At 55.5% G+C, this 23,647-nt stretch carries 21 protein-coding genes; 11 read left to right on the plus strand and 10 right to left on the minus strand.

Annotation, left to right across the window (positions count from 1 at the left end):
* Positions 1-74 precede the first annotated feature (74 nt).
* Positions 75-1,157, minus strand: a complete 1,083-nt coding sequence (locus B5D61_RS04925; protein WP_078812208.1) for a ribonucleotide-diphosphate reductase subunit beta — start codon at positions 1,155-1,157, stop codon at positions 75-77.
* A gap of 431 nt (positions 1,158-1,588) precedes the next feature.
* Here B5D61_RS04925 and secG point away from each other — a divergent pair, with 431 nt between their 5' ends.
* Together secG and B5D61_RS04935 are read left to right on the plus strand one after the other, a co-directional pair.
* Positions 1,589-2,221, plus strand: a complete 633-nt coding sequence (gene secG / locus B5D61_RS26965; protein WP_078812209.1) for a preprotein translocase subunit SecG — start codon at positions 1,589-1,591, stop codon at positions 2,219-2,221.
* Between the two features lie 49 nt (positions 2,222-2,270).
* Positions 2,271-3,110: a M23 family metallopeptidase gene (locus tag B5D61_RS04935; RefSeq protein ID WP_078812210.1), complete on the plus strand. Its 840-nt coding sequence runs from the start codon at positions 2,271-2,273 to the stop codon at positions 3,108-3,110.
* Between the two features lie 51 nt (positions 3,111-3,161).
* Here B5D61_RS04935 and B5D61_RS04940 read toward each other — a convergent pair whose 3' ends face one another.
* Positions 3,162-3,860: a hypothetical protein gene (locus tag B5D61_RS04940; protein ID WP_078812211.1), complete on the minus strand. Its 699-nt coding sequence runs from the start codon at positions 3,858-3,860 to the stop codon at positions 3,162-3,164.
* 52 nt (positions 3,861-3,912) lie between these two features.
* Entirely contained in the window at positions 3,913-6,018 is a 2,106-nt protein-coding gene (locus B5D61_RS04945; protein WP_176159229.1) for a S16 family serine protease, read from the minus strand.
* Between the two features lie 136 nt (positions 6,019-6,154).
* On the opposite strand from B5D61_RS04945, the gene pyrE reads away from it, so the two are divergent.
* The 3 genes from pyrE to B5D61_RS04960 all read left to right on the plus strand — a co-directional run bounded on the left by pyrE (position 6,155) and on the right by B5D61_RS04960 (position 10,678).
* Complete coding sequence (gene pyrE, locus B5D61_RS04950; protein ID WP_078812213.1) at positions 6,155-6,724, plus strand: orotate phosphoribosyltransferase; 570 nt, start codon at positions 6,155-6,157, stop codon at positions 6,722-6,724.
* Positions 6,725-6,788: 64 nt separating this feature from the next.
* Positions 6,789-8,852: a hypothetical protein gene (locus tag B5D61_RS04955; RefSeq protein ID WP_139373071.1), complete on the plus strand. Its 2,064-nt coding sequence runs from the start codon at positions 6,789-6,791 to the stop codon at positions 8,850-8,852.
* Between the two features lie 23 nt (positions 8,853-8,875).
* Positions 8,876-10,678 (plus strand): FAD-dependent oxidoreductase, encoded by a 1,803-nt coding sequence (locus B5D61_RS04960; RefSeq protein WP_078812557.1) that lies wholly within the window; start codon positions 8,876-8,878, stop codon positions 10,676-10,678.
* Between the two features lie 21 nt (positions 10,679-10,699).
* Here the strand turns inward: B5D61_RS04960 and B5D61_RS04965 are convergent, their stop codons facing one another.
* Both B5D61_RS04965 and B5D61_RS04970 read right to left on the minus strand, forming a co-directional pair.
* Positions 10,700-11,485 carry a glycosyltransferase family 2 protein gene (locus tag B5D61_RS04965; protein ID WP_078812215.1) on the minus strand — a complete coding sequence of 262 codons (786 nt, stop codon included), beginning with the start codon at positions 11,483-11,485 and terminating at the stop codon, positions 10,700-10,702.
* Positions 11,486-11,589: 104 nt separating this feature from the next.
* On the minus strand, positions 11,590-12,984 hold the full coding sequence (locus tag B5D61_RS04970; protein WP_078812216.1) for a sugar transferase: 1,395 nt from the start codon (positions 12,982-12,984) through the stop codon (positions 11,590-11,592).
* A gap of 64 nt (positions 12,985-13,048) precedes the next feature.
* Here B5D61_RS04970 and B5D61_RS04975 point away from each other — a divergent pair, with 64 nt between their 5' ends.
* The 3 genes from B5D61_RS04975 to B5D61_RS04985 are packed head-to-tail and all read left to right on the plus strand — an operon-like array spanning position 13,049 to position 15,530.
* A complete protein-coding gene (locus tag B5D61_RS04975) occupies positions 13,049-13,759 on the plus strand; it encodes a type I 3-dehydroquinate dehydratase (RefSeq protein ID WP_078812217.1) in 711 nt (236 codons plus the stop codon).
* Between the two features lies 1 nt (position 13,760).
* A complete protein-coding gene (locus B5D61_RS04980; protein WP_078812218.1) occupies positions 13,761-14,813 on the plus strand; it encodes a D-alanyl-D-alanine carboxypeptidase family protein in 1,053 nt (350 codons plus the stop codon).
* Positions 14,814-14,831: 18 nt separating this feature from the next.
* On the plus strand, positions 14,832-15,530 hold the full coding sequence (locus B5D61_RS04985) for a class I SAM-dependent methyltransferase (protein ID WP_078812219.1): 699 nt from the start codon (positions 14,832-14,834) through the stop codon (positions 15,528-15,530).
* Here B5D61_RS04985 and B5D61_RS04990 read toward each other — a convergent pair.
* Both B5D61_RS04990 and B5D61_RS04995 read right to left on the minus strand, forming a co-directional pair.
* Positions 15,527-16,285: an endonuclease/exonuclease/phosphatase family protein gene (locus B5D61_RS04990; RefSeq protein WP_176159231.1), complete on the minus strand. Its 759-nt coding sequence runs from the start codon at positions 16,283-16,285 to the stop codon at positions 15,527-15,529. The two genes, B5D61_RS04985 and B5D61_RS04990, sit on opposite strands and share 4 nt — an antisense overlap.
* Positions 16,286-16,751: 466 nt before the next feature.
* Positions 16,752-17,006 carry a hypothetical protein gene (locus B5D61_RS04995; RefSeq protein WP_139373072.1) on the minus strand — a complete coding sequence of 85 codons (255 nt, stop codon included), beginning with the start codon at positions 17,004-17,006 and terminating at the stop codon, positions 16,752-16,754.
* Positions 17,007-17,457: 451 nt separating this feature from the next.
* Here B5D61_RS04995 and B5D61_RS05000 point away from each other — a divergent pair, with 451 nt between their 5' ends.
* On the plus strand, positions 17,458-18,756 hold the full coding sequence (locus B5D61_RS05000; protein WP_078812558.1) for a nucleotide sugar dehydrogenase: 1,299 nt from the start codon (positions 17,458-17,460) through the stop codon (positions 18,754-18,756).
* A 107-nt stretch (positions 18,757-18,863) separates the two neighbouring features.
* Positions 18,864-19,799, plus strand: coding sequence for an NAD-dependent epimerase/dehydratase family protein (locus B5D61_RS05005; RefSeq protein WP_078812222.1), 936 nt, complete (start codon positions 18,864-18,866; stop codon positions 19,797-19,799).
* A gap of 28 nt (positions 19,800-19,827) precedes the next feature.
* Here B5D61_RS05005 and B5D61_RS05010 read toward each other — a convergent pair whose 3' ends face one another.
* The 3 genes from B5D61_RS05010 to B5D61_RS05020 form a co-directional block, all read right to left on the minus strand.
* Positions 19,828-20,724 (minus strand): sugar phosphate isomerase/epimerase family protein, encoded by an 897-nt coding sequence (locus tag B5D61_RS05010; RefSeq protein WP_078812223.1) that lies wholly within the window; start codon positions 20,722-20,724, stop codon positions 19,828-19,830.
* Between the two features lie 66 nt (positions 20,725-20,790).
* A complete protein-coding gene (locus tag B5D61_RS05015; protein ID WP_078812224.1) occupies positions 20,791-21,513 on the minus strand; it encodes a methyltransferase domain-containing protein in 723 nt (240 codons plus the stop codon).
* A 136-nt stretch (positions 21,514-21,649) separates the two neighbouring features.
* Positions 21,650-22,831 carry a M29 family metallopeptidase gene (locus B5D61_RS05020; protein WP_078812559.1) on the minus strand — a complete coding sequence of 394 codons (1,182 nt, stop codon included), beginning with the start codon at positions 22,829-22,831 and terminating at the stop codon, positions 21,650-21,652.
* A gap of 114 nt (positions 22,832-22,945) precedes the next feature.
* Between B5D61_RS05020 and B5D61_RS05025 the strand changes: the two genes are divergently transcribed.
* Positions 22,946-23,638, plus strand: a complete 693-nt coding sequence (locus B5D61_RS05025) for an SDR family oxidoreductase (RefSeq protein WP_078812225.1) — start codon at positions 22,946-22,948, stop codon at positions 23,636-23,638.
* The last annotated feature ends 9 nt before the right edge of the window (positions 23,639-23,647 follow it).

Raw genomic sequence — 23,647 nt, forward strand, 5'->3', positions numbered from 1 at the left:
TGGGGGGAAATGGAGAGCCTGAGAAGCCAGCACCGGCAGCCCGGCGACAGACCTCCCCAACCCGGCGATGCGGGTTACAGATCGTCGTCGTCGCAGACCGTCAGGGCGGAGGCCTTTTGATAGTCGGTGACTTTTCCTTCAAAGAAGTTTTGCTCTTTGCGCACATCCATCATCTCCGCCAGCCAAGGCAGTGGGTTGGTGACGCCAGGGTTCAGGGCAGGCAAACCGCAACCGGCGAGACGACGGTCAGCGATGTAGTCGGTGTAGCGCTCGAATTCATCCGCGCTTAGGCCCACCGCATTGACGGGCAGGCAGTCACGGATGAATTCTTTTTCCAGAGTTACGGCCTCACGCATGGTATCGACGAGATTTTCGCGGAATTCGGGAGTCCAGATATCTGGATTTTCCTCGATCAGGTCCATGAACAGATTGCGGAAGACCTCAATGTGATTCGACTCATCCCGCAGGGTATAACGGAACATCTGACCGATGCCGGGGAACTTATTCTGGCGATACAGACTGAGGATCATGCCAAACAAACCGTAGAACTGCGTGCCCTCCATGCACTGGCCGAAGACGAAGATGTTCTTGGCCAGGAGTTGTTTGTTCTCCAGCTTGGTCAGGTCGAGATCGCGGCGCAGGTTGTTCGAATGCTTGGTGACGAATTCGTTTTTCTTCACGATCGTCGGGATCTGCTCAAACATGGCCTCACACTCATGGGGATTGATGCCCAGGGAGGAGATCATGTACAATAGAGAGTCTGCATGGATGTTCTCCTCATGGGCATGACGGCCTAACACGAGTTTCAATTCAGGTGCAGTGACGAGCTCACGCACCACGTGCTGGACATTGTCTCCGACGATGCCCTCGGCTGCGGAGAAGTAACCGATGCCCATCATGATGATCCAGCGCTCGTTTTGAGAAATGTCGTGGGAGCGCCACTGCTCCACGTCTTTTTGCATCTGAATGTCCTCAGGCTCCCAATGGTTAGCCTTCATGACACGATAGAGATCATAAGCCCATTGATATTTCAGAGGCAAAAGATTGAAGGTCATCGTCTGACGGCCATTGATCACCTTTTTTGCGGCAAAGGCCGCTTCGGCTTTGTCTTGGTCGAGAGGGAATTCGCGGTTTCCAATCTTGTAGATCTTATCCATGGGGAGCTTCAGAGTTGGGTTAAAAAGCAGAGAAGAATCGAATTTGTGAAAAAAGACCGCCGATCGCTAACCACCAGATATTGCGAGAGGCGGGGGAGATTATGCACTACATCTTGTGGAGGGCGAGATGTTTTTACCCCACTTCACCACTACCAGATGTTTCACAGCGCAGCGGTAAGCGTTCCACAGGGATAAAATTTTTTGCGCGTTAAAAAGTTAAAATAGAGGCTGATTTTTGAGAATTGTCGCAAAAATGCAGAAACTCCTTCAAAACCAAGACGTTGTGAATAACTCCCTGGCAGAAGTGTCACCCAACCTATTTTTGAACTGCTCCCCGCCCCTCATTTTCAAAGGCTTTCCTATCCGGTTTGCACCCCCCTGGTAGAAGCTGCTTGCCAAAGAGAGGACTTCCCCCATATTCGCCGCCCCTTATGGACATTTTGATTGGCATTCTCACGGTAGTCGAAGTCCTCGTCTGCCTTCTCCTCATCCTCGTCGTTCTCATGCAGCGTCCGCGGCAAGAAGGCCTTGGTGCATCTTTCGGAGATGGCATGATGTCTCAAATCGCCGGAGCGCAAACCACCAACGTGCTTCAGAAGTTCACGGTGTATTTGGCAGTGGGCCTGTTCATCTTGACCCTGAGCTTGGCCATGCTGGTGACACGCAAACAATCCTCCCGCGCTAACACGCAACTTTTCTCCGCCCCTGCCCCAGCCGCCGTGGAAGCCCCCAAAGTGGAAGAAAAACCTGCCGCTCCTGCTCCAGCAGCCCCTGCTGAGGCGCCCAAGTCTGGCGAGGCCAAGCCTGCTGTGGAAACCAGTCCGCCCACTAAGCCCCTCCAGGAAGCCGTGAAAAAGGAAGCTGCCCCAGCCGCTCCTGCGGAGAAAAAGGCGGAAGCACCAGCTCCTGCTAAGCAAGAAGAGCCTAAGTCCGCTCCGGCGGCACCTGCCCCAGCCCCCGCACCAGCAGTTCCGGCCCCGACTCCAGCTCCAGCGCCAGCCGCCCCTGCGACGACACCCGCTCCTGCTCCAGCGGCCCCTGCAGCACCTGCCACCAACCCTTAAACCAAAGGCTCCTTTTCCGAGTCTCAACCAACCACCCTCTGACCGCCCCATGACGAACGGCGGCCCAGCCTTTACCTTCAGCCCCCCACGCCCAGTCTCCTGGTGTGGAGGGCTGTTGTTTTTCGGCCTGCTGCTACTGGCAACCCTCAGTCAGGCTCAGTCCACTGGCTCTGTCCGCTGCCAATTGGCCGATGGTTTTGACTTCCCTGTCGGTAAGCCCAATGGCGACGGCTATTACAAGTCTCGCGGTTACTGGCCCAACGGCCACCTCGGGGAAGACTGGAATGGCAAAGGCGGTGGCGACAGTGACCTCGGCGCTCCTATCTACTCCACAGCCCGCGGAGTGGTGATCATTTCCGAGAACATCGGAGTCGGCTGGGGAAATTGCATCATCGTGCGTCACGCCTACCGTGACGAAACGGGCAAAATCGCCATGGTGGATAGCCTCTACGCCCACCTCCAACAGCGCCTCGTCAAGGTGGGCCAGGTGATGGAGAAAGGTCAACTCGTGGGCACCATGGGTGGCAACAACGGCATGTATCTGGTGCATTTGCACTTTGAGATGCGGAAAAACCTGCGCATCGGCATGAACCGCAGTCAGTTCGCCCGTGACAATACGAACTACTACAGCCCCACGGACTTCATCAATAAGCATCGAAATCTCCAGACCAACTTCCAGAAGTATCCCATCCCCATGGGCTTGTTTGCTCCCTATGGCCGATCCTTGGCCGATGCCCGTAGTGACGGAGGCGATACCGTGAAGGTGCCGACGGTGACCCCCAATCTCCCAGATGCGGGTCCTTCTGCTGACGACGAAGACTTTTGGTCAAAGCTGCGCAGCCGCTTGAAGCAGAGCAAAATCACCGAAGGCGAGAAGACTCAGCCCTGATCTGGAATAAGCCTCTCAGCCGAATTTCGAGGAGACGAAAAGATCCGTCCGTCACGGTGCCGCCACCTTTTCCCAAACCCCTTCTTTCTCCTCCCTGGCCCGGCGGCCGAGAGCCATGAGTTCAGCCAGATAAGTCGGTAAATCCCGAGAGTCGCCGGGCAGAGCCGTGTCCACCCCGTCCAACCGCGCATAGCCTTTGCGCAGCAGTAGATCCATGAGATACACCCGATGCCCATCTTCACGCAGGAAACGGATGAGGGCATAATAACGGAGCGTATTGGGCACGCGTTCCCAGCGAGTAAGGACCTCAAACGGACGGGTTTTCAGCAGCTCCGTCACATAAGCAGCCGCCTCCTCCCCCGTGGACGTGATCACCTTCTCCGTAGTGTGACCAAAGTAGCGAGCCTGCTCAGCCACCCGTTGGGGATGCGTCATGGTCGCTTCCAGAGCATCCACAAAGTAGAGCACGAAGATGTACTCATCATTGCCGATGCGAATGCGTAAGGTGTCGGCCTCATTGGCACGGCTCTCGACCAATGACGCCTTCGGAAAGATAAGAAATTTCTCCTCCACCGGGTTGGGTGCCCCTCCCTCATCAGGCAGAGTTTCCCCCGGCACACCCGCCACCTTCACGGGCATCGCCCGCGCAGGAGCTGAGCGGCTTTCTTTGAGCAAGATCCCACCGAGTACAACAATCAGCACCAGCACCGCAGTGATGGCGAGATTGAGTAAAGTATCACGGAGAGACATGAGCAGCAGCCAATCATCGTGAAATCAGCGCTCTTGCCAAGTGCTTACCGCTTTAGAGGCCGAGATCTTCAATGACCTCGGGGTCACTCAGCAGCTTGCTTTTGGCCGCATCCGCCGAACGTCCGGCTTGTCGAGCCCGCCCCAGCATCTCGTTGAACTTGTTTTGAGTGCGGGATGGATTTAGCAGTTCTCCGCGAATAATCTCTCCACAGCTCACGAGGCTGTCCACATAAGGCCAGACGCGAGGGTCCAGACGCGGACGCAGATTCTTCAGTCGATTGATGGACCCACCGAGTTCATCGGGCTGAAACGATAAAGCGGTTTTTCCGGAAAAATCGTTTTTGGTTGAACTGCTCAGCCCCATGGCTCCCGCATCCGCCGCCTCAATGGAACCCGCCAGCGACAGCTTTGTCGGCACCCGTCCCTGGGCATACATCAACAAATATTTTGCCGAGAGGCTATGAGGGGCTTTTTCCAGGACTGCTTGCAGCCGAGTGATGGCGTGAGGCGTGCGCAGAATGGCCAACATCTGCCGTGGATCACGCTGGAGCGCGCTGCGAATGACATCAAACTCAGCCACAGCTTGCTGAAGCGTCCCCGTTCTCTCTGAGTCGGCTAGCTGCACGGCTTGATTGAATTGCTCCAGAGCAAAGACATGGATCGCCGCCAGCGGTCCTGGACCATCCAACACGAGGATGTCCTGAACAGATCGCTCGTTCTTGGCTGGCACAGCGACGATCTTACAAGCACCCTTCGTTGCTCCTCGCACCTTAGCCGCGACTCCGCCGATGGGTTGGACACTTCCATCGGCATTCATGTCCCCTGTGACTGCAAACGTAGGATCCCAGGTCTTACCCATGATCACAGACTCCACGAGTAATCCACACGCCACCGCCGCTGAAGGACCATCCTTGCCTGAATATTTTTCTTCAAATGCGATCTCCAGCGATCTACCTGCCGCGAGCCCCTTATGGCGTAGCCTCATGAATTTGGTGACTTCGTTCAGGGCGATGCGCATATCACTCCCGACTGGTTGACTAAAGTTAAGCGAGGCATTTCCCGGCACGGCCGTGATATTCATTTTGGTCACTTGGCCTGCTTCTCGCCCGGAGGCCAGTTGCATGATAAGTAATCCATTCACATGGGACTGCTCCAACTTCAATTCCACCCCATCGGTCGCCAGCGTGTCCCTACCTTGCATGGAGCTATCAGTGCTAGGTGTGCCGGACTCGGGCAAGATACTTGTCAGTGGTAAGGCCGCCTGTACGTCTAGCCCTTTGAGTTTGAGCACCCCATCCTCGACCGTCGCCTCCAAACGGCACCCACCAGCAATTTCCTCATTCAGGACCAGCAACCCAACATTTGTTGGCAACTCCTCAGGCTGACTATTTATCCAACGAATGGGCAAAACGACGCTTGTCGAAGCTCCAAGCCCATCCGCAGCAAGCAGGTTATTGAATAGGCCGCGACTGTTTTCAAACGTCACATGAGAACTGGTCAGCAACAAAGATCGGTCAATGGCGCATTGGTCAAATCGAGTGTATTGGATCAAAGGGCTCCGGGCCAGGGCTAGAGGTGTAAAAGGGCCGCTTTTCTGGGCAAGTGCACCGCCAAAAGCACAACGCATGGTATACCGCGATGATTCTAGCTCTCTCACCACACAATCCATCATCTTTAGCCCCATGAGATTGATGGGAGAAAACCAAGCACCCGCCTGCAAGATGGAATTGGTGATCTTGATCTCCGATGGAAAATCCAGCTTCAAAGCATTGGGCGAAGCAAACTCGCATTTCTCCAAACCACAGGAATCAATCGCTACCTCAGCACCTGGGTCCATACCGATATAACAGTTCCTCAACAACGAACCGCGGACGCTCAAGCGTCCCCCAGCCCGAACGATAAAACGAGTGGATTCAATGACACACCTGTCGGGAATCGTCAGCGTGCAGGTCCGATCAGGACCAGGATCAATAGTGACTGCGCCTGTTCCCTGATAGCCCCCCTCCGGAAGCTTGAACGAAGAGGTCAGGACATGCTTATCCTCGCCGAATTTCAGCATTTCATATCGTGCAGTTTCCTCCTGCGCTGAGACTAAGCCATACGATAGCAATAATCCTAAATACCAACGCCCCAACTTGCAGCCTCGGAATTTTTTCATCCCCATTTTCATAGAATAATTACCCAGAATAAAAAGCCCGATTCTGGATCAAAAACCAACTACAAATGTTGTGTCCTTTCAGATCGCCGAAAAATCCTGTCCTTGCGTCGCGAATCATCCCCGCTAAACGCTCGGCATGTCCCTCGAATCCGACCGCGCTGAACTCGCCCAAATCCTCCGCACCAAATCCGTCAAAACTGGAAAATTCACTCTGGCTTCAGGCAAAGAGAGCGATCTGTATGTGGACTGCCGGTTGACCACTCTGGATGCGCGTGGTGCGGTTTTGGTGGGTCGGGTGCTGCATGATTTACTGCGCCAAAAAGAGGCAGCCCTGGGAATCAGCGTTGGCTCTCTGGGGGGCCTGACCATGGGGGCAGATCCCCTGACGTTGGCCGTCGCGATGACCTCGAGCCTAGCGGGTGACGCCAAGGTCGTACAAGCCTTCAACGTGCGTAAAGAACCCAAGGGCCACGGACGGGGCAAGCGCATCGAGGGGAACTTTGATCCCGCTCAACCCGTCGTGGTGGTGGACGATGTGATCACCACGGGTGACTCCACCCTGAAAGCGATCCAGGCCATCGAGGACGAGGGTGGTAAGGTGGCTTTTGCGCTGATTTTGGTGGATCGCCAAGAAGGCGGACGGGACAACATTGAGAGCAAAGGTTACCCCGTCGTGGCGGCTTATACCCGCGCTGACCTGGTGTGATACTTTCCTCATCCGGCATTTGATTGACAGGATGTCGGCTCACGGGATGCTGTTGCCCGTGAGGATGCACCTTTTTTGTTTTTGGCAGAGGCTCCTCGGCCTCTGCGCTCTCCTCTGTGTCAGCGCCACAGCGCAGGTCACCACACGCGGCGACGCGGTGGGAAAACTGCTCAACGATTGGTATCAAGCCGGGACCGCAGCAGGACTCACCGCCATCACGTATGAAAATCGGGACGGTCAGCACTCCCCGTTGGAACCAGGGCGCTATCCCCAACTTCAAATCTTCAAGCCGGACTCGAAGAGTGGCCCAGCGATGGGACCCGCCGTTGCCCTGCGCACCTCACCCACGGTAGGCAATTGCTCCATGTCCGCCCCTGCGGATAAAGGCGGCAGCCTGCCACGCATGTATCAGATAGATCCTCAAGGTCAGCGTTTCCTGATGATGCAGTATCTGGCCTGTAACCTGATGATTTATCCGGAGCATCAGGACTACGATCCCGGCGGCAATGGTGTCGGCGGTTATGGGGATCTCTATCCTACCAACAACGCCTGCACTCTCATCTCGCAAGGTTCGTCGGGGAGCGATCAGCCTTTTCTCAATTCCGTGCTGACCACCATCGCCGCATTCCCTCCGGCGACGCAGCAATTACTGATCGAAAAGCGACTGCTGATGCCGACTGTGCAAGCCATCTTCCGCCAGTCTAACAAACGGGTTCAAAAAGAAGAGGATTATTTCACAGGCATCGCCCACCCAGTCGTCTTCGATGCAGCGGATCTCGACGAAGAGAAGATGATGCGCATGGCTCATGACATGCGACCACCTCAAATCCCTCCCTTGCCCCAAATTGAAGTCATCGAAGAGACGGAGATGCAAAACGGTCGGGATTACTTTGAGGCGGAGAAAGCCCACCCTTGGAAGCTGGCCGACACCCCTGTCTCGATTGCCCGCATCATGCGAGGAAACACCTCCGAGCATGTTATGAAGATCAGTACGAAAAAAAGTGCCGACCTTATGGGCAGACCGGTGCAACTCCGCTGGCAACTTCTGCAGGGTGACCCGCGCCTGATCCGACTGGAAAACTCGGCCCAAGGCGCCATCACCGAACTGCATGTGCGCTGGCAGCCTCCGATCAAGACATTGAAAGGGCTTCGCAGCCATCGCGTGGACATTGGTGTCTTCGCCACCAATGGCCTCACCGTGAGCGCCCCTGCCATCCTCAGCTTCTACATGCTGCCTAACGAAATGCATTTTTATGATGAGAAAGGACACTCATCGGAAATCTGTTATCAGGTGCATAATCCAGATCTCGGACTCCCCAACGATCCGCGTGACCTACGTTGGCTGAAGGCCATGCTCGCCGCCTCGCTCGCCGGAGATGGACTGCGCAGCCGACTCATGGAAAAGCTGCTGACAGAACCAGAACGTCAAAGCCTTCAAAAGATCTGGATACCGCTCAATCAACGTTGGCAATCGATCCAAAAACTAGAGTCCGATGAAACCCGCAAGGACAGTGCTCCGATCCTGAAAAACAGTCTTCAGGATGACCTCGCCAAGACACTGAATGAAAAACTGGAAGGTGATCGTGGCCTGACCGTCCGCACAGCCATCGAACGGTCACTGGAAGCCATTGCCGGATTCACCGATCTCTACCTCACCTTTCAAAAGGAATTGGTCCCCCTCGCGGCCCAATCGCCGAAGACGAGCGCAACAGGCGATATCCAAAGGGAAATCAAACGCCTCCAGGATCTCAATGTGCTCATGGTTGAGGCCAACGGACATGTCACGACATCAGCACCGCCAGACCGGATTTCACTGGCAGATCGCTACTACATCAGCGGTTTGAACCTGACCGTCATGAGTCAGGCCTTGTTCCCAGAGGTGCTGGAACGCTCCACCGCACCAGCTTGGGTGGACCCTCGTCTAACAACACCTAAACCCTGGAGAGATATCCGCCGTTATGATGAGGCCGGCAAGCTCATGGGCTGGATACGTTATCAAGCAGGACGCACCACTTGGTTCAATCCAGAGGGGCAACTTTTGCCCGAAGGCCCTGATCATCCCGAGAAAACCAAAACCGTGATTTATCAAAAGACTGCGGAAGGTTTGTTGGAGTGGCTGCCTCAGTGACGTATAGCTTGGCCCTACCCGCCATGCGTCTCGTTGCTTTGTCTCTCATTCTCGCCGCCTTCACGGGCTTATCCGCTGCTGACCTGCAAACGGATGTGTGCATTTATGGTGCCACTCCCGGCGGTGTTGCGGCCGCTCTTTCAGCCGCGCGTTCAGGCAGTGAGGTGGTTTTGGTCGAGCCGACGGCCCGCATCGGAGGCTTGCTGACCAGCGGTCTATCTCACACCGACTTCCATTCGCTGGAATCCCTCACGGGCAGCTTTCTGGAGTTTAGCCAGAAGGTGAAAGCCTATTATGTGAAGACTTACGGTGCCGATTCAGAGCAGGTCAAAGCCTGCTTCGAAGGCACCTTTGGCGAGCCCAAAGTGAACCTCCTGATCTTGGAGCAAATGCTGGCGGGGGAATCGCGCATCCAGATTCACCGTGGCGCCGCGCTGGAAAAGGTGGAAAAGGAGGGCACCCAGATCGGTGCGATTCACTTCAAAGGTTTGAGTGTTCATGCCAAGGTCTTCGTGGATGGCAGTTATGAGGGCGACCTCTTAGCGAAAGCAGGCGTCAGTTATCATGTCGGACGTGAAGGGCGGGATGACTATGGCGAATCTCTAGCTCCTGAAAAAGGTGACTCGCAATTGCAGGCCTACAATTTCCGCTTCTGCGCTACCGATGATTCTGCCAATCGCGTTCCGATCGCTGCACCTGCCGGCTACAAACGGGAGGATTTCCTGCCCGTGCTGGATTTTCTCAAGCCTGGCGAAATCGAGCGCGTCTTTGGTTATCCTTCCAAATGCATCGTGAAGGCTCAAACACCGGCTTTACCGAACCACAAGTATGACTTGAACGATGTCTCTCGCGGCCTTGTTCGCCTCTCCATGCCGGGACATAATCTAGGCTGGCCGGAAGGGGATGCCGCTGCACGCCAAGCCATCTTCGCCGAACATCTCCGTTACAACGTGGGATTGCTTTACTTCCTGATCAACGATGAAGCCGTTCCGGCTCATATCCAGGAACCGGCAAGAGCCTGGGGATGGTGTAAAGACGAGTTCACCGAGACCGACCACCTGCCACCCCAACTCTATGTGCGCGAAGCCCGCCGTATGACGGGGGAGCATATCTATGTGCAACAGGATAGCGAGCACGCCGCTGGAGACGCGCGGGCGAAGCTGTTCACGGACTCCATCGCCATGGGAGACTATGGGAACAACTGCCACGGCACCTCTCACGAAGGACCTCAAATCGGCGGCAAGCATGGTGGCGAGCTCTACAATCCTGTGCCGCCTTACCAGATCCCGTATGGTGCACTGGTGCCCAAGGCTGCTGAATGCACAAACCTCTTGGTTCCCGTAGCGCTCTCTTCCTCTCACGTCGGGTTCTGTGCCCTGCGGCTGGAACCGATCTGGATGTCCCTGGGACAAGCGACAGGACACGCCGCTGCACTTGCTGCAAAATCCGGCCAAAGCGTGCAGGATGTCCCCGTGCCCAAGCTTCAAACCCTGCTCTGGGCGGATCACTCAGCCACCCTCTATGTCGCAGATGTGCCGCCAGGACATACTCTCTTCACCGCCGTCCAGTGGTGGGGCACTGCGGGCGGCCTGCATGGCCTCAATCCCATGCCTGCGAAACTTGGCCAGCGTGGCAAGAACTTGCATGGCCAGTATTACGAGGCCAATCCCGGCCATGCTGTGGAACTGGATAAAGCCCTTGATGACGCTACCCGCACGCGCTGGCTGGAGCTTGCTCAGAAGCTCGGCGTTCCGACTTCCACACTAACGCAAACGAAGACACGGGGTGGCTTCATTGAAAAGGCTTTCACCGCTGCCAAACCCTGAGTCACCCAAAATCACGAACGTCTAGTTAGGCTTACCCTTCGCCAGCAGCTTGCGCTCGTAGAGCTTCGCATACTTGAGGAAGGTGTAAAGAAAGGCGTACATCCCCAAAACCACTCCGGGGAAACCATCTTTATATCCTTGTTTTACGAGATACCATTTGAAGGCTGCAACCCAAGGCCGTGTGATGACTTTTCCCAATGAAGCACTGGTGACCTCGCTTTGATCGGTGCCGCGTGCTGCACGGCTCGTGTAATGATTCACCTTGCCAAATAGGTCGTGAATGGAGCCTGTCGTATCATGGACCAGTAGGCCAGGCAGTGGTAAAATGCTACAACTCTTAAATCCTACAGGCTTATCATCGACAGGACGATCATTGAACTGAACTGACTGCCGATTGAAGAGGCGGACCACTCGATCTGGCGATGAGACGGGATAAAACGCATGCAGGCTGCGTCCCAAGAACAGCCACTCCCGATGGACCCTGTAAGCATCGTGATGAACAGGTCCTTTCTCTTTCCATGCCCTCAAAATCTGAGCTAACTCAGCATTTACGGACTCATCAGCATCCACACAAAACACCCAATCATGGCTAGCCAAGGCAATGGCTTTATTCATTTGAACGCCATGATACAGATAAGGCTCCTGGGTAATTTTTGACGTGTAACGGCGGGCGATGTCCAGAGTCGAATCCGTGCTGAAAGAGTCCACGACAATAATCTCGTCGGCCAGACCCACTAGGCTGGAGAGAGTCGCATCAAGGGTGCGCTCGGCATTGTAGGTCACACAGCAAAAGGAGATCGGCGTCATGGAACAGAAAAGCGACTATGCTCGGAGGAGAAGCATGCGGTGGCCGCTTATTTCGGAGAAACCTCCGTAGGTTGCAAGGAAGGAATCCGAGACGAACTCTTCGTTCAAGAAGCCCCGGCTCCCCGCAGCACAGCGGGCAGGGTGCGAAGGAGGATTTTCAGATCCAACCACAAGGACCAGTTGTCGATGTATTGCAGGTCCAGCGCCACCCATTCCTCGAAGTTACGGATGCCATTGCGTCCTGTCACTTGCCATAAACAAGTGAGCCCCGGCTTCACACTCAAACGCCGCCGCTGAGCATGCTTCTCGATCTTTTCGATCTCATAGACCGGAAGGGGACGGGGCCCGACGAGGCTCATCTCCCCACGCAATACGTTCAAAAGCTGTGGCAGTTCATCGATGCTCATCCGCCGTAACCAGCGGCCAAAGGCAAAAATGCGAGGATCACGTGTGACTTTAAACACGGGGCCGTCCATCTCATTGACTGCCTCCAGCTCTGCCCGCCGTTCCTCGGCATCCAGGCTCATGGTGCGGAACTTCCACATCTTAAAGGGCTTCCCATAACGGCCGGAACGCTCCTGGCGAAAAAAAACAGGCCCAGGCGAGGAGAACCGAATGCCAATGATGGCGATGAGCCACAGCGGCAGGGACAGCACGAGCAAGACGGCAGCTCCCACCCGATCCACGATCTCTTTAAACCACAACGCCCAAGAGATCTGAGGCGTGCTATGGAATACCAGCATGAGCCGACCGCCCAACACATCAAAGGTGGGCCGAGCGATGGCTGTCTGAAAGAAATCCGCAGCAATCCAGGCCTCCACACCCTCGGTTTCACAGGCCTGCACGGCCTCTTCAATCTTGCTGAAATGCACGTGTTGTGCGGCAAAGATGACCCGCACGGCGGAGTACTGATGCATGGCCTTCACTAGATCACTGATCGGCCGGGTAGTGATATCAATGCGGTCCGCCACCTCGATACTGGCCAGTTGCTCGGGCGGCAGCATGTCCAAAAAACGCTGAATATCCGCCTCCAGCCCAGCGAGCAGCACACACTCACGCCCAGCTCCAGAGGAGATCTGCTGGCGTAGCCGATGCCGCTGCACACTCTCCCGAATCAGCAGGGCGGTCCCTGCCATCGCCACCGCGAAGATCACCACCGAGCGGCTAGGCACTTCCCATTTTAAAAACACGACAAAGGTGCCCACGATCATGCCCATGATCACCAGTGCTTCTGCTAACTGGCGCAAACTCTGCGCTGGGGTCTTATGATAGAGGTTGCTGTAAAAACCACGTGCCTCCAGCACCAGGGGTGTGAAAGGGCCGACGACCGCCATCACCCAGTAGAGTTTCTCCATCGGGGGGATCTCCACTAACTCCGGCCATATCCCAGATAGGACGGTCGAACGTAAAAAGTGAGCAAGCCAAAGACAGAAAATAAGCAAAGCGCTATCCAGTAGCTGGGTGAGCTGCAAATTGATTTCTTGTCGGCGGCCAAGCATAGTCGCGTTAATATAGCCTACAAACGGTCCTTTATTCCTATTAAAATTATAGCAAACCTAGCGAATGCCTCAACTGCTTTCCTCCAGCAATCTGCTCCTCTCTTCTCGCCCACTGGCGGTGGGAGTCATCCCCGATCCTGCCACTCTGGACCTCTGGGCAAGCTACAGCCTTGAGCAGAAAACGGCTGCTTGCGACGTCATCGAGCTCCGTCTGGACACGCTGCAACTGTCTGCGGAAAAAGTGCGAGCCGCTCTCGTGGGCAATCAAACGCCTGTGCTGCTTACGGCCCGTCATCCGGCAGAAGGTGGACAGGGCACGGTGGAAGCCGCTGGCAGAATCGCCCTGCTGGAGCCTCTCCTCGACCTCGCCGCTCTCGTGGATATCGAGCTGCGCAGCGCCATGGAAATGCGCCCTCTGGTGCAAAAAGCTCAAGGAATGGGAGTGCGTGTCATGGGATCCTTCCACGATTTCCAGACCACCCCTGGGGAGGAAGTCTTGCGCGGGGCCATCAACTTTGCTCAACCCGCGGGGCTGGACGCAGTGAAGATCGCTACGTTCCTGAATAATTCTACCGACCTGACCCGCCTGATCGCGCTCACCTCGGAGGTCCATCGCCTGCGCCTCTCCTGCATGGGGATGGGGCCATTGGGCAGAGTCTCGCGGTTGGTCCTTGCAAAGTGTGGCAGCTTGCTCAACTACGGCTATCTCGGTGAGTCAAATGCTCCCGGACAATGGCCTGCCCCCCGGCTGAAAGAACTTCTGGCTGAACTGTGATATGATCTCTTTCCCAACATCCAAGCCCTGCCGGTGGATTACCCTGCTGGTCCTACTGCCTCTGACTGGCTGCCTTGAAGATCCTCAACGTGAGGAAAAGCTGAAATGGCGGGAAGAAGAGGTCAACGCCAAAGAAGCGGCCGTCATCCAGCGCGAACTCGCCCTGGCCAAAGAGAAGCAAGTCCTGGAAAGCGCCCGCCTCGACCTCGTGGCCAAGGAAAAGAATGTGGCCATGCTACAGGAGCAGCTGGCTGATGAGGTGGAAAAGACCAAACGGGTGAGGCGTGAGATCGAAATCAAGGAGCTGCGCGGCCCTATTCCCCAGGTCAGTGCTGACCGTGTTATCGTGATCGATGTCGACTCGGACGAAGTCCTTTTCGAGAAAAATCCTGATAAACGCGGTGCCATTGCCAGCACGACCAAGTTGCTGACCGCCCTCCTCGTAGTGGAGGCAGGAGATCTCGACAAAATCGTCACGATTGAGCAAAGCGATACCCAATGTGCGCCTGTGCGCCTGGGGCTGAAAGCGGGCGAGCAATACACTCGCCGTCAACTCCTGACGGCGGTGCTGGTGAAAAGCTCCAATGACATCGCTCAGGCGCTGGCTCGTGACAACGCAGGCAGTCTGGAAGCCTTCGTCGCCAAGATGAATGCCAAATGCGCAGAACTCGGCCTCAAGGATAGTCATTACGTGAACCCTCACGGCCTGCCCGCCCGTGACGGAGATGAGCCCTTCAGCACCGCTCGTGATCTGAGCGTCATCGCCAAAGCATGCGACACGAAGCCTGACATCCGTGCGATCGTGAAGCTGCAGAACTTTTCCTTCAAATGGCCTAACGGCCGTGTGACGGAACTCTCCAATACCAATCGTGTGCTGCGTAGCGCGAGCTACTGCGACGGCATGAAGACCGGCTACACCGATGCCGCCGGGTATTGTCTCGTGGCCAGTGGTGAGCGCAATGGCCGACGCCGCATCGTGATTGTGCTGAACGATACCGAAAGCGGTGTCTGGCGAGACGCTCAGTCGCTCCTCGACTGGGCCCTGAAAGCCTAACTCCCATCAAACTCTGCCATGCCTGAAGCCCCCACCGCTGAATTCGACGCCTACGCAGGCGATTACGATGCTGCCATCAACAGGGGGCTCAAGTTCACCGGCGAGACCAAGGAATACTTTGCCGAAACCCGGATCGAGTGGCTGAAGGCCCGGCTGAAAGAAGTGGGTCTGACGCCCAAGAGTTGTCTGGATTTCGGATGCGGGACAGGCACCTCGGCCCCGTTGCTCGTGTCGGGATTGGGATTGGACACTTACATCGGCTACGATCCCTCCAGCGAATCGATCACTGAAGCGAGCAAGGAACACCCAGATCCAGCCTGCACTTTCATCCATGATGTGGACAAGCTGCCCAAACACACTCTGGATCTCGCTTTCTGTAACGGCGTGTTCCATCACATTCCCATCGCAGCACGGCAGGAAGCCTTTCAGCACGTTTATGACAGTCTGCGCCCTGGTGGCTGGTTTGCCTTCTGGGAAAACAATAAGTGGAATCCCATCGTGCATCTCTTGATGAGTCGCGTTCCCTTTGACCGCGATGCCATCATGCTTTTCCCTGGCGAAGCAGCCCGCCACATGGAGAGGGCTGGATTTAAGATCGGATTGAGAGACTATTTGTTCGTCTTCCCTGCCAGCCTTAAAGCGCTTCGCCCCCTAGAGCCTGCCTTGTGCAAGCTACCCTTGGGCGGTCAGTATTTGATCCTCGCTCACAAGGTTTAATCAGGGCTTCGCTCAAGGTCTTTAAGCACCAGCGTCGCAGCTAAAGCTCGGTGTTGGGAAGGGCGATCGGGTTCTGTTACGCATTGGATTGCCTCCCAGTGGCGATCATAAAAGACGTAATCAATTCGCATCCATGGACCGCCAGCACTCAACGGGTTGTTGGTAAAACCAGGAAAGGTGAGACCGAACCCCTGGCCAGCTTCTGCATGTGAATCCTTGAGCTGCCGAGTGATCATCCTGTGGATGTAACCTATGTGGGGAGCATTGAAGTCCCCAGCGGCGATCACAGGTAAAGAATCCTGACGGATCGCGGCTAAGACGATCTCGGCATCGGCAATCTGGCCATTCCAAAACTGCTGTAGGCGCTGGCGCTTCTCCGCCCAAGGGGTTCCGGGAAGTCCTAAAATGCCATACAAAAACGGCCCCCATTTTTGATATGCCAAAGTTTCGCGAGGTGAATGCAAGTGTACACTGTAAAGGGCAACTTGCTTTCCCTTCCAATCGATCACGAATCGCACCGCCTTGGGAGACTGTCCGGGCAACGATGCCAGTGCTGAACTCTCCAAAATAGGATAGCGACTCAAAATGGTGTGTTCCCGCACACTCTGCATGAAGGGAAACTCGGCGTAGTTGCCGGACCTCTCATAGCTAGATGCCTTGCCAGGACTCTCCTGAAGAACGATCACATCGGGCTGAGTAGCGTTCTTAAAGGGCTGCAAACTTTGATTCATATGCTGCCCATGATTGTTGGTCATAACAATCAAAGCGTCATTCCCGCCCTCTCGCTCATGGCCACTCAGGTTCCATCGCCACCCCAAAAAATCATATCCAAACCATGCCATCGTCAGCGCGAGGAGACATAAGGCACGCCGATGCAGGCAAAGAGTCATCAAAGCCAAGGGCAAGGCAGGCAGCCACCAAATCGCCGGTGGTAAAAAAAGCAAAAAGGCCGTCGTCGGATTCCTCTCACCGACCCAACTTGAAACCAAGGTAAGCCCAACCAAGACCGCAATATACAGCAACGTCGTCCACAGAGTCAGAAAGCGCAGCCACCGCACTAACAGCATCCCGCAACCTTCGTTTTCTGAAGCCTCAATGAGGGCATGTCCCGCGCGGGCCAACCATGCTCTTTTGGCAGCCACCTTCGTTTCAGCATCCATGCATTAAACAGTCAGCTTTGGCTATAAAGACTACCTGTCATTTGATAGATCGCCCAACGGATCACTCGGGCTGGCCAAATTTCTCTTGGAGGGGGGGATCCGGGACCATGATCATTGGTTGATCCGTCTCATGGAACGCCGGAATAAAAGGCTGCTCAACCTTCTCCCACACACCGGGCCCTTTTCGATTGGGATCCGTTTCTTTCAGATAGATCGCCCAGCTAGCCAGAGCCAAAATAGTCATCAGCCCCATCATTAGCAGCGATTCTAGAACCGTAAATGCTGGTAGGAAGGGAGACGAGGACGTAAAGCGCATGCAGCAAACAGAAGAGTAAAATCATCAGGCACAGGGCTTTAAACCATGTGCAAATAAAGCTCTAGAATCACTCGATCTAGAACATGGAACGCTCTCGCTGAACTTCTCTGGGCACATATGTGCGAGGAGCGGCAGCGTCACCACCTCGGCTACCATAGTAGTTTCCATAGGAACTATGGCCGAAAGGATATGCACAACTGCTCAAAAGAGCACCCACTGTGAGAGCGAGAGTAAGGCGAAGGATCATGAGGTATGCAGCTTGAAGTTCAGGGAACACGCACCTCACTGCCAAAAGACAGCGGCACCGATCAACATCCCTTATGGGTTGGGCTTTGCAAGCGTCAAGAATGCCCTCTTGTTTTCCCAGTGTGTAGGATTTCCCTGAAAAATGGTGGCAACGATGGGACAATTCTTGCATAGACAAGCCGCGTTAGCTCTCGCATCTCCCATCATGGCTCCCGACTCACTCATTGGCATCATTGGTTTAGGATACGTCGGCCTCCCTCTTAGTTTACGATTTGCCCAATGTGGCAGCCGAGTCCTAGGCCTCGATATTGATTCTGCAAAAGTGGATAAATTGAATGCAGGCCAGAGCTACATTCTCCACATTTCAGAAACGGACATCGCCTCCGCCGTCACCGAAGGGCGCTTCTCGGCAACCACCGATTTTTCCCGCGCCGCCGAGTGCTCCGCCCTCATCATCTGTGTGCCGACTCCTTTGGCGCCAGGCAATCAACCTGATCTCAGTTTTGTCCTTAACACAGGCCGAGCCATCGCTCCCTATCTGCAAAAAGGGCAACTCGTCGTGCTGGAATCCACCACTTACCCAGGGACGACGGACGGCGAACTTCGTGAGGTTCTCGAAGAAGGCTCGGGACTCAAAGCAGGTGTGGATTTCCACCTTGCCTTCTCGCCGGAGCGCGAAGACCCGGGCAATCCCCTGAGTGACGTCGCCCGCATTCCGAAAGTCATCGGTGGCCTGACCCCCGAATGCCAAAAGCGTGCCATGGCGGTATATGGGCGCGCCATTCAGACCCTCGTCCCCGTGGACTCCTGCCGAATTGCCGAGGCGGTTAAACTCACGGAAAACATCTTCCGCGCCGTCAACATCGCCATGGTGAACGAACTCAAGGTCGTTTACGACAAGATGGGTATCGATGTCTGGGAAGTGATCGAAGCCGCCAAAACCAAGCCTTTTGGTTTCATGCCCTTTTACCCCGGCCCGGGCCTCGGCGGGCATTGCATCCCGATTGATCCCTTCTACCTCACTTGGAAAGCTCGCCAGTATGGTCAGGAGACTCGTTTCATCGAGCTCGCGGGTGAGGTCAATACGGCCATGCCCAGCTACGTCATCCAGCGTTCCAGTGAAGCGCTGGCTACGGTGGGCAAAGAACTCAGCACCAGTCGCGTGCTTCTTCTCGGCATCGCCTACAAACCGAATGTGGATGACGACCGCGAAAGCCCCGCCTATGTACTGTGGGAACTCCTCGAAGAAGCCAAGGCCGATGTCGCTTACCACGATCCCCACGTGCCAGTGATCCGCCCCTCTCGTGAGCACGGCCACTTCGCAGGACGGGAGAGCGTCGCACTGACGCCGGAGAGCATCGCCAGTTTTGATCTCGTGTTGCTCGCCACCAATCACAAAGCCGTGGATTATCCCCTCATCGCTGAACACGCGAAACTGATCGTGGATACCCGCAATGCCTTTGGCAGCCTCCTGAAAGGCAAGCCACATTATCACAAAGCTTAACCCGCTGGTTGTCTAGGAGACAGGGGTCGACTCCATGATCGTCTGCCTTGCTCCTTCCAACTTTCGCCAACCCCAATCCACAACAGCCCCACCCTGTCCCTTTTCTCATGAAAGCCCTCATTACCGGCGGTGCCGGATTCATCGGTTCTCACATTGCGGAAGCTCTCTGCGCTCGCGGAGCCAGCGTTGTCATTCTCGACAACCTCAGCCTTGGTAAAGTCGAAAATCTGGCTTGGAAAAAGTCGGGTGATGACCTCGAATTCATCGAAGGAAGCATCGCTGATGAAGCTCTCTTGGCAAAAATCATGCCGGGCTGTGATTGGGTCTTTCATGAAGGCGCCCTGCCCTCCGTTCCTCGCTCCGTTGCTCAGCCTTGGGAAAGCAACGTGGACAATCTCGATGGCACTTTGAAGGTCCTCATCGCGGCTCGTGATGCAGGCGTGAAGCGCTTGATGTTCGCCAGTTCGTCCTCCATTTACGGCGACTCGGACGCTCCGTCTAAACACGAAAGCCTCCCTCCCAACCCGCTCTCGCCCTATGCGCTTCAGAAGTATGGGAGCGAAAAATACTGCCAGCTCTTCCATCGCCTCTACGGTTTGGAAACCGTCGGTCTGCGTTACTTCAATGTCTTTGGACCTCGCCAAGCCTTCGACTCGCCCTACTCAGGCGTGATCGCCAAATACTGCACGGCCATGCTCAAAGGTGAGCGCCCTCTCGTTTTCGGTGACGGCCTGCAAGCCCGCGATTTCACCTTCGTGGACAACGCCGTTTCCGCCAATCTCCTGGCCGCTGAAGCCCCTGCGGAAAAAGTGGCCGGCAAGTTCTTCAACACCGCCGCCGGTGAGTCCATCTCCCTGCTTCAGCTGATTGAGGAGTTAAACCAACTGACGAACCAAAAGCTCGAACCCGAGTTTCAACCTCCACGTGTAGGTGATGTCCGCAACTCTCTGGCCGATATCTCCGCCGCCCGTGATGCCATGGGCTATGAAGTGCTGGTGAACTGGAAAGATGGCGTGGCTCGCACGCTGGATTTCTATCGTTGATCGTTAATCAATTCCTCACGGACTTCCCTCACGCCTCCAGCACCCGTTGGATGCGTGAGACGATGTCTTTCAGGCGGGTCAAATCGCCCCCTTTTACCTCGGCGGAGATCCAGCCTCCGGTGTAGCCGACTTCATCCAAGGCTTTCATCACAGCGGCAAAGTTAATGTCCCCGTCACCGATCTCGCAGTCAAAGCCCGCCCAAGGCCCCTGCTTCAGGTGCTTCTCCGTACTGTAGTCTTTGATATCCAGTTTAAAGATGCGTTTGCCGCCCAAGGCTCGCACCCAATGCTCCGGCCAACCGAAGCGCGCAATGTTGCCGATATCAAAGAACCATCCGCAATAGGGGCTGCCGATCTCATCCACAAAACGCACCGCATCCAGCGGGCTCAGGAAGATGTTATTCCAGACGTTTTCGAGCGCAATCTTGACTCCCGTCTCCTCAGCAACCGGCAGAACCTCACGGGTGGATCGCAGCAGATTTTCATACACCTCCGCATAGCGATGCCCCTCATCCACGATCCCTGGATACATCAGCACCGTCGTGCCTCCCAGAGCCTTCGTTTGCTGTAGGGACTGCTTGAAAAGCTCCACGCCTTCCTGGCGCAATTTCTCGTCGGAAGATCCCATCTGCCGACCACCTTTGGGACACACCGTCCCCGGCACAACAACACCGGTTTTCTGGATCGCTTCCAGCATTTCGGCCACCTCTTCATCCTTGAATGGGCCTCCAGGCTCAAGCCCATCAAAACCCGCTTGCTTGGCGATTTCAAACTTCTCCAGCATCGTCTTGCCATCTTTGATCATGCCGAGCTTAGCCGCGATCTTGATCGGCCGCCTTGTCGCAGCCTGAACCTGACCTAACCAAGAGGATGACACACCCGCAGCCAGGACCGATGGAATGAAACGACGTCGAGAGATAAGCATGTTCCCTCTACGTCCGTAGCACGCCCGTATTTATGATGTTTTCGTGACCAAAATGCATGCAGCGGATCATTTCCTGATCCAACGCGTCCCGAGAGCGACACTCCACTGATATTTGCGAGCGTGCTCACGAATCAAAAACGGCAGGTTCTTTTCCAGATCCAATTCGAAGTGCGTTGCGAGCTCTTGTTTTAACCAATCCCGTGTCGAACCCGTGGGCCAATGACCTTTCGGTGTAAACTCCTCCAGCCAAGTGCATGGGGTCGCCAACAGAAGTTGCCCGCCTGGTTTCACTAGGTCAGGTAACCGTGAGATCAGCAAAGCGGGATCCGTCAATCGGCACAGCAAGTTAGCGGCATGCACGAGATCGAAGCTGCCGAGGTCCTCGCGCAAATGCATGGCATCGCCTTGCTCGAACTTCACGCGATCGCATGGGCAATCCACAGGCACTTTGGCCGCTAAGCGAGTCGTCGCCGCCGCCTCATCCAACCGGAGGTAAGACAACTCATTCCAAGTCAATGCCGTCGCCGCTTCGATGAAGCTGTGACTGTAATCAATCCCGACCACCGACTCAGCATGCTTGGCGAGTTCAAACGACGAACGCCCGACTGCACAGCCGAGATCCAAGGCTATGTGGATCGGTTTATCCAAATCCGCCAGCTCCGTCACCGTCCGCACCGCAAACCCCAACGCCGACTTGGGCCCCTCCTCCCACGGCAGCACCTCATGCGGAGCTCCGTAGTGAAAGAGCAGGTATTCATCGAGCAGGCGACGGGTTTCGTAGATGTTCACGCGGGATCGGGACCTTTTTAGACAGGATGGACATGATTTTCAGGATTAACAAAATTGGATAACAGATCATCGGTTAGACTCCTTCAAAGCCTCCTGTGAATCCTGAAAATCTTGTTAATCCTGTCAGAAAAAGACACTACTCAGCAGCCAGAGCTTCCAGCAGATACTTGGCCGGCTGGAAGTGCTCGATCAGGATTTCGTGCTGATCACCGCGCTGCATCCGCACCTGTTTAATATCGAAGTTTGGTGTTTTGTGAGGGGCAAAGAGGATATCATCATGCGTGGCATTCTGATGTCGTTTGAACTGAGCCGGCGTAATGTGGCCACCGAGATGATCGTCGCGCCCCGTGGCCATGTGGCAGGTGCCCAGCACTTTTTCATCCTGAATATCAGCGCCTGAAACAGGCAGCACCTGAGTGCCAAAACCGAGTTCCCCAAGCACGCCCGTCATCGGATCGTCTTGAAGCTTGGCGTTGTGAACATCAATGGTGGCCTGATCCCCAGCGATGAGCTCGCTCTTGATGATGCGTCCACCCGTGACCGTGAGTTTCCCCAGGGTGCCGTTTTCATACTTCATGGGGAAGAAACCTTCCGCACCTGTCGGCACGAAATAGACCTCGCCCGCCGGTAGGTTAGCCACGTCTGGCGTGGTGCCACGGCAGAGGCCATGGCTTTTCTGGGCCTCCTGGCCACTCAGTTCAAGCTTGGCCGTGAGAATCTCACCGCTTTCGAGAGCAAAGTCGATCTCCACAGAGTCGGCCTTGGTCATGGCCAAACGCAGTTTTTCAGCATCACGGCTGACTTCATCATAATCGACCGCAAGGCCGGTATTGAGGATGATGTCGTTAAGACCATGCAGAGTCGCGCCACGGAATCCATACTGCTTGGCAAAGGCGGTGAGAGGCGCTGTGGCGGAGAAGGTGGAGATGCACAGAATGATGTCGTAGTTCGGGTAAATATCCTTCTCTAGACTCAGTGCCTTGCCTTCCATGTCCACGCACTCATCGGGGAGATCCAGATTGCTGCCGCCGGTCTGCTGGTAGGCATACATTTCGCCGCCCTTCATGGCCAGCTCATCGAGCACGCCGTTTTTCAGCCCCAGGTAAAAGTGCTTGTGGGCTTGACGTTGCACAGCCCGCTCTGGATTTTCCAAGAAAGCCATGCCTTGGGCCTCTGCGAGGTCTGGCAGATCAATGAGGATACAAACTTTACAGCCAAAAGTGGGCTGAAAAACGGTATGTAGGAGACGATAGAGATCGAACTTGGGGAAAGTGCGGCTATTCGCCGTCGTCTGAACGGTGGGCATGGCAGCGGACATGATGAAAGAGAGTGTGATTCGGGTAAAGCGCAATACGGCGTCAAAGGACTTCACGGGCGCGGTTTTCTTTTGGGAAATGGCTCCTTTGTGGGAAGAATGCACTGAAAACACCCCATGAAGAAGCCCAAAATCGTTCTGATCACCGGCTGTAGCCGCGGCCTTGGCCGAGCCATGATCCCTGAGTTCATCGCCCGTGGATGGACAGTCGCAGGCTGTGCACGCGACGAACAGATGATTTCCGCCCTACAGAAAGAGTTCCCTCAGCCGCATTGGTTCCAGCCCTGCGATGTCGCCCACGCCGATATCGTCGAGCATTTTTGTCACCTCCTCCAAAAACACTGCGGACTCCCGGATCTCGTGCTCAACAATGCCGCCATCGTCAATGCCAATGCTCCGATCTGGGAAGTGAGCGCGGATGAGTTTGACCGAGTCGTGGATATCAACATCAAAGGCCCGACCCATGTGATGCGTCATCTGCTGCCACCCATGCTGGAGCGGGGCAGCGGTGTCATTGTCAATTTTTCCTCGGGTTGGGGCCGCTGCACCGCCCCCGAGGTGGCCCCCTACTGCGCCACGAAATACGCCATTGAAGGTCTGTCTCAGGCCGTGGCTCAGGAGACCGGTGGTAAGGTGGCTGTCATTCCTTTAAACCCAGGCATCATTGATACCCGAATGCTGCGCAGTTGCTTCGGTCATGATGCCGGGCACTACCCTGGTCCCGAGGTGTGGGCAAGAACAGCGGTGCCTTTTTTGATTGGCCTCGGCCCCAAGGACAACGGTCGCCCCCTGACGGCTCCCGGTGGGTAAGTCGAATCA

Origin of the sequence: Prosthecobacter debontii, assembly GCF_900167535.1 — a bacterium.
Classification (GTDB): domain Bacteria; phylum Verrucomicrobiota; class Verrucomicrobiia; order Verrucomicrobiales; family Verrucomicrobiaceae; genus Prosthecobacter; species Prosthecobacter debontii.

Coding starts and splice junctions, on each gene's coding strand:
- B5D61_RS04925 (WP_078812208.1), bottom strand. CDS start 1,157: ATGGATAAGATCTACAAGATTGGAAACCGCGAATTCCCTCTCGACCAA.
- secG (WP_078812209.1), top strand. CDS start 1,589: ATGGACATTTTGATTGGCATTCTCACGGTAGTCGAAGTCCTCGTCTGC.
- B5D61_RS04935 (WP_078812210.1), top strand. CDS start 2,271: ATGACGAACGGCGGCCCAGCCTTTACCTTCAGCCCCCCACGCCCAGTC.
- B5D61_RS04940 (WP_078812211.1), bottom strand. CDS start 3,860: ATGTCTCTCCGTGATACTTTACTCAATCTCGCCATCACTGCGGTGCTG.
- B5D61_RS04945 (WP_176159229.1), bottom strand. CDS start 6,018: ATGAAAAAATTCCGAGGCTGCAAGTTGGGGCGTTGGTATTTAGGATTA.
- pyrE (WP_078812213.1), top strand. CDS start 6,155: ATGTCCCTCGAATCCGACCGCGCTGAACTCGCCCAAATCCTCCGCACC.
- B5D61_RS04955 (WP_139373071.1), top strand. CDS start 6,789: ATGCACCTTTTTTGTTTTTGGCAGAGGCTCCTCGGCCTCTGCGCTCTC.
- B5D61_RS04960 (WP_078812557.1), top strand. CDS start 8,876: ATGCGTCTCGTTGCTTTGTCTCTCATTCTCGCCGCCTTCACGGGCTTA.
- B5D61_RS04965 (WP_078812215.1), bottom strand. CDS start 11,485: ATGACGCCGATCTCCTTTTGCTGTGTGACCTACAATGCCGAGCGCACC.
- B5D61_RS04970 (WP_078812216.1), bottom strand. CDS start 12,984: ATGCTTGGCCGCCGACAAGAAATCAATTTGCAGCTCACCCAGCTACTG.
- B5D61_RS04975 (WP_078812217.1), top strand. CDS start 13,049: ATGCCTCAACTGCTTTCCTCCAGCAATCTGCTCCTCTCTTCTCGCCCA.
- B5D61_RS04980 (WP_078812218.1), top strand. CDS start 13,761: ATGATCTCTTTCCCAACATCCAAGCCCTGCCGGTGGATTACCCTGCTG.
- B5D61_RS04985 (WP_078812219.1), top strand. CDS start 14,832: ATGCCTGAAGCCCCCACCGCTGAATTCGACGCCTACGCAGGCGATTAC.
- B5D61_RS04990 (WP_176159231.1), bottom strand. CDS start 16,285: ATGACCAACAATCATGGGCAGCATATGAATCAAAGTTTGCAGCCCTTT.
- B5D61_RS04995 (WP_139373072.1), bottom strand. CDS start 17,006: ATGCGCTTTACGTCCTCGTCTCCCTTCCTACCAGCATTTACGGTTCTA.
- B5D61_RS05000 (WP_078812558.1), top strand. CDS start 17,458: ATGGCTCCCGACTCACTCATTGGCATCATTGGTTTAGGATACGTCGGC.
- B5D61_RS05005 (WP_078812222.1), top strand. CDS start 18,864: ATGAAAGCCCTCATTACCGGCGGTGCCGGATTCATCGGTTCTCACATT.
- B5D61_RS05010 (WP_078812223.1), bottom strand. CDS start 20,724: ATGCTTATCTCTCGACGTCGTTTCATTCCATCGGTCCTGGCTGCGGGT.
- B5D61_RS05020 (WP_078812559.1), bottom strand. CDS start 22,831: ATGTCCGCTGCCATGCCCACCGTTCAGACGACGGCGAATAGCCGCACT.
- B5D61_RS05025 (WP_078812225.1), top strand. CDS start 22,946: ATGAAGAAGCCCAAAATCGTTCTGATCACCGGCTGTAGCCGCGGCCTT.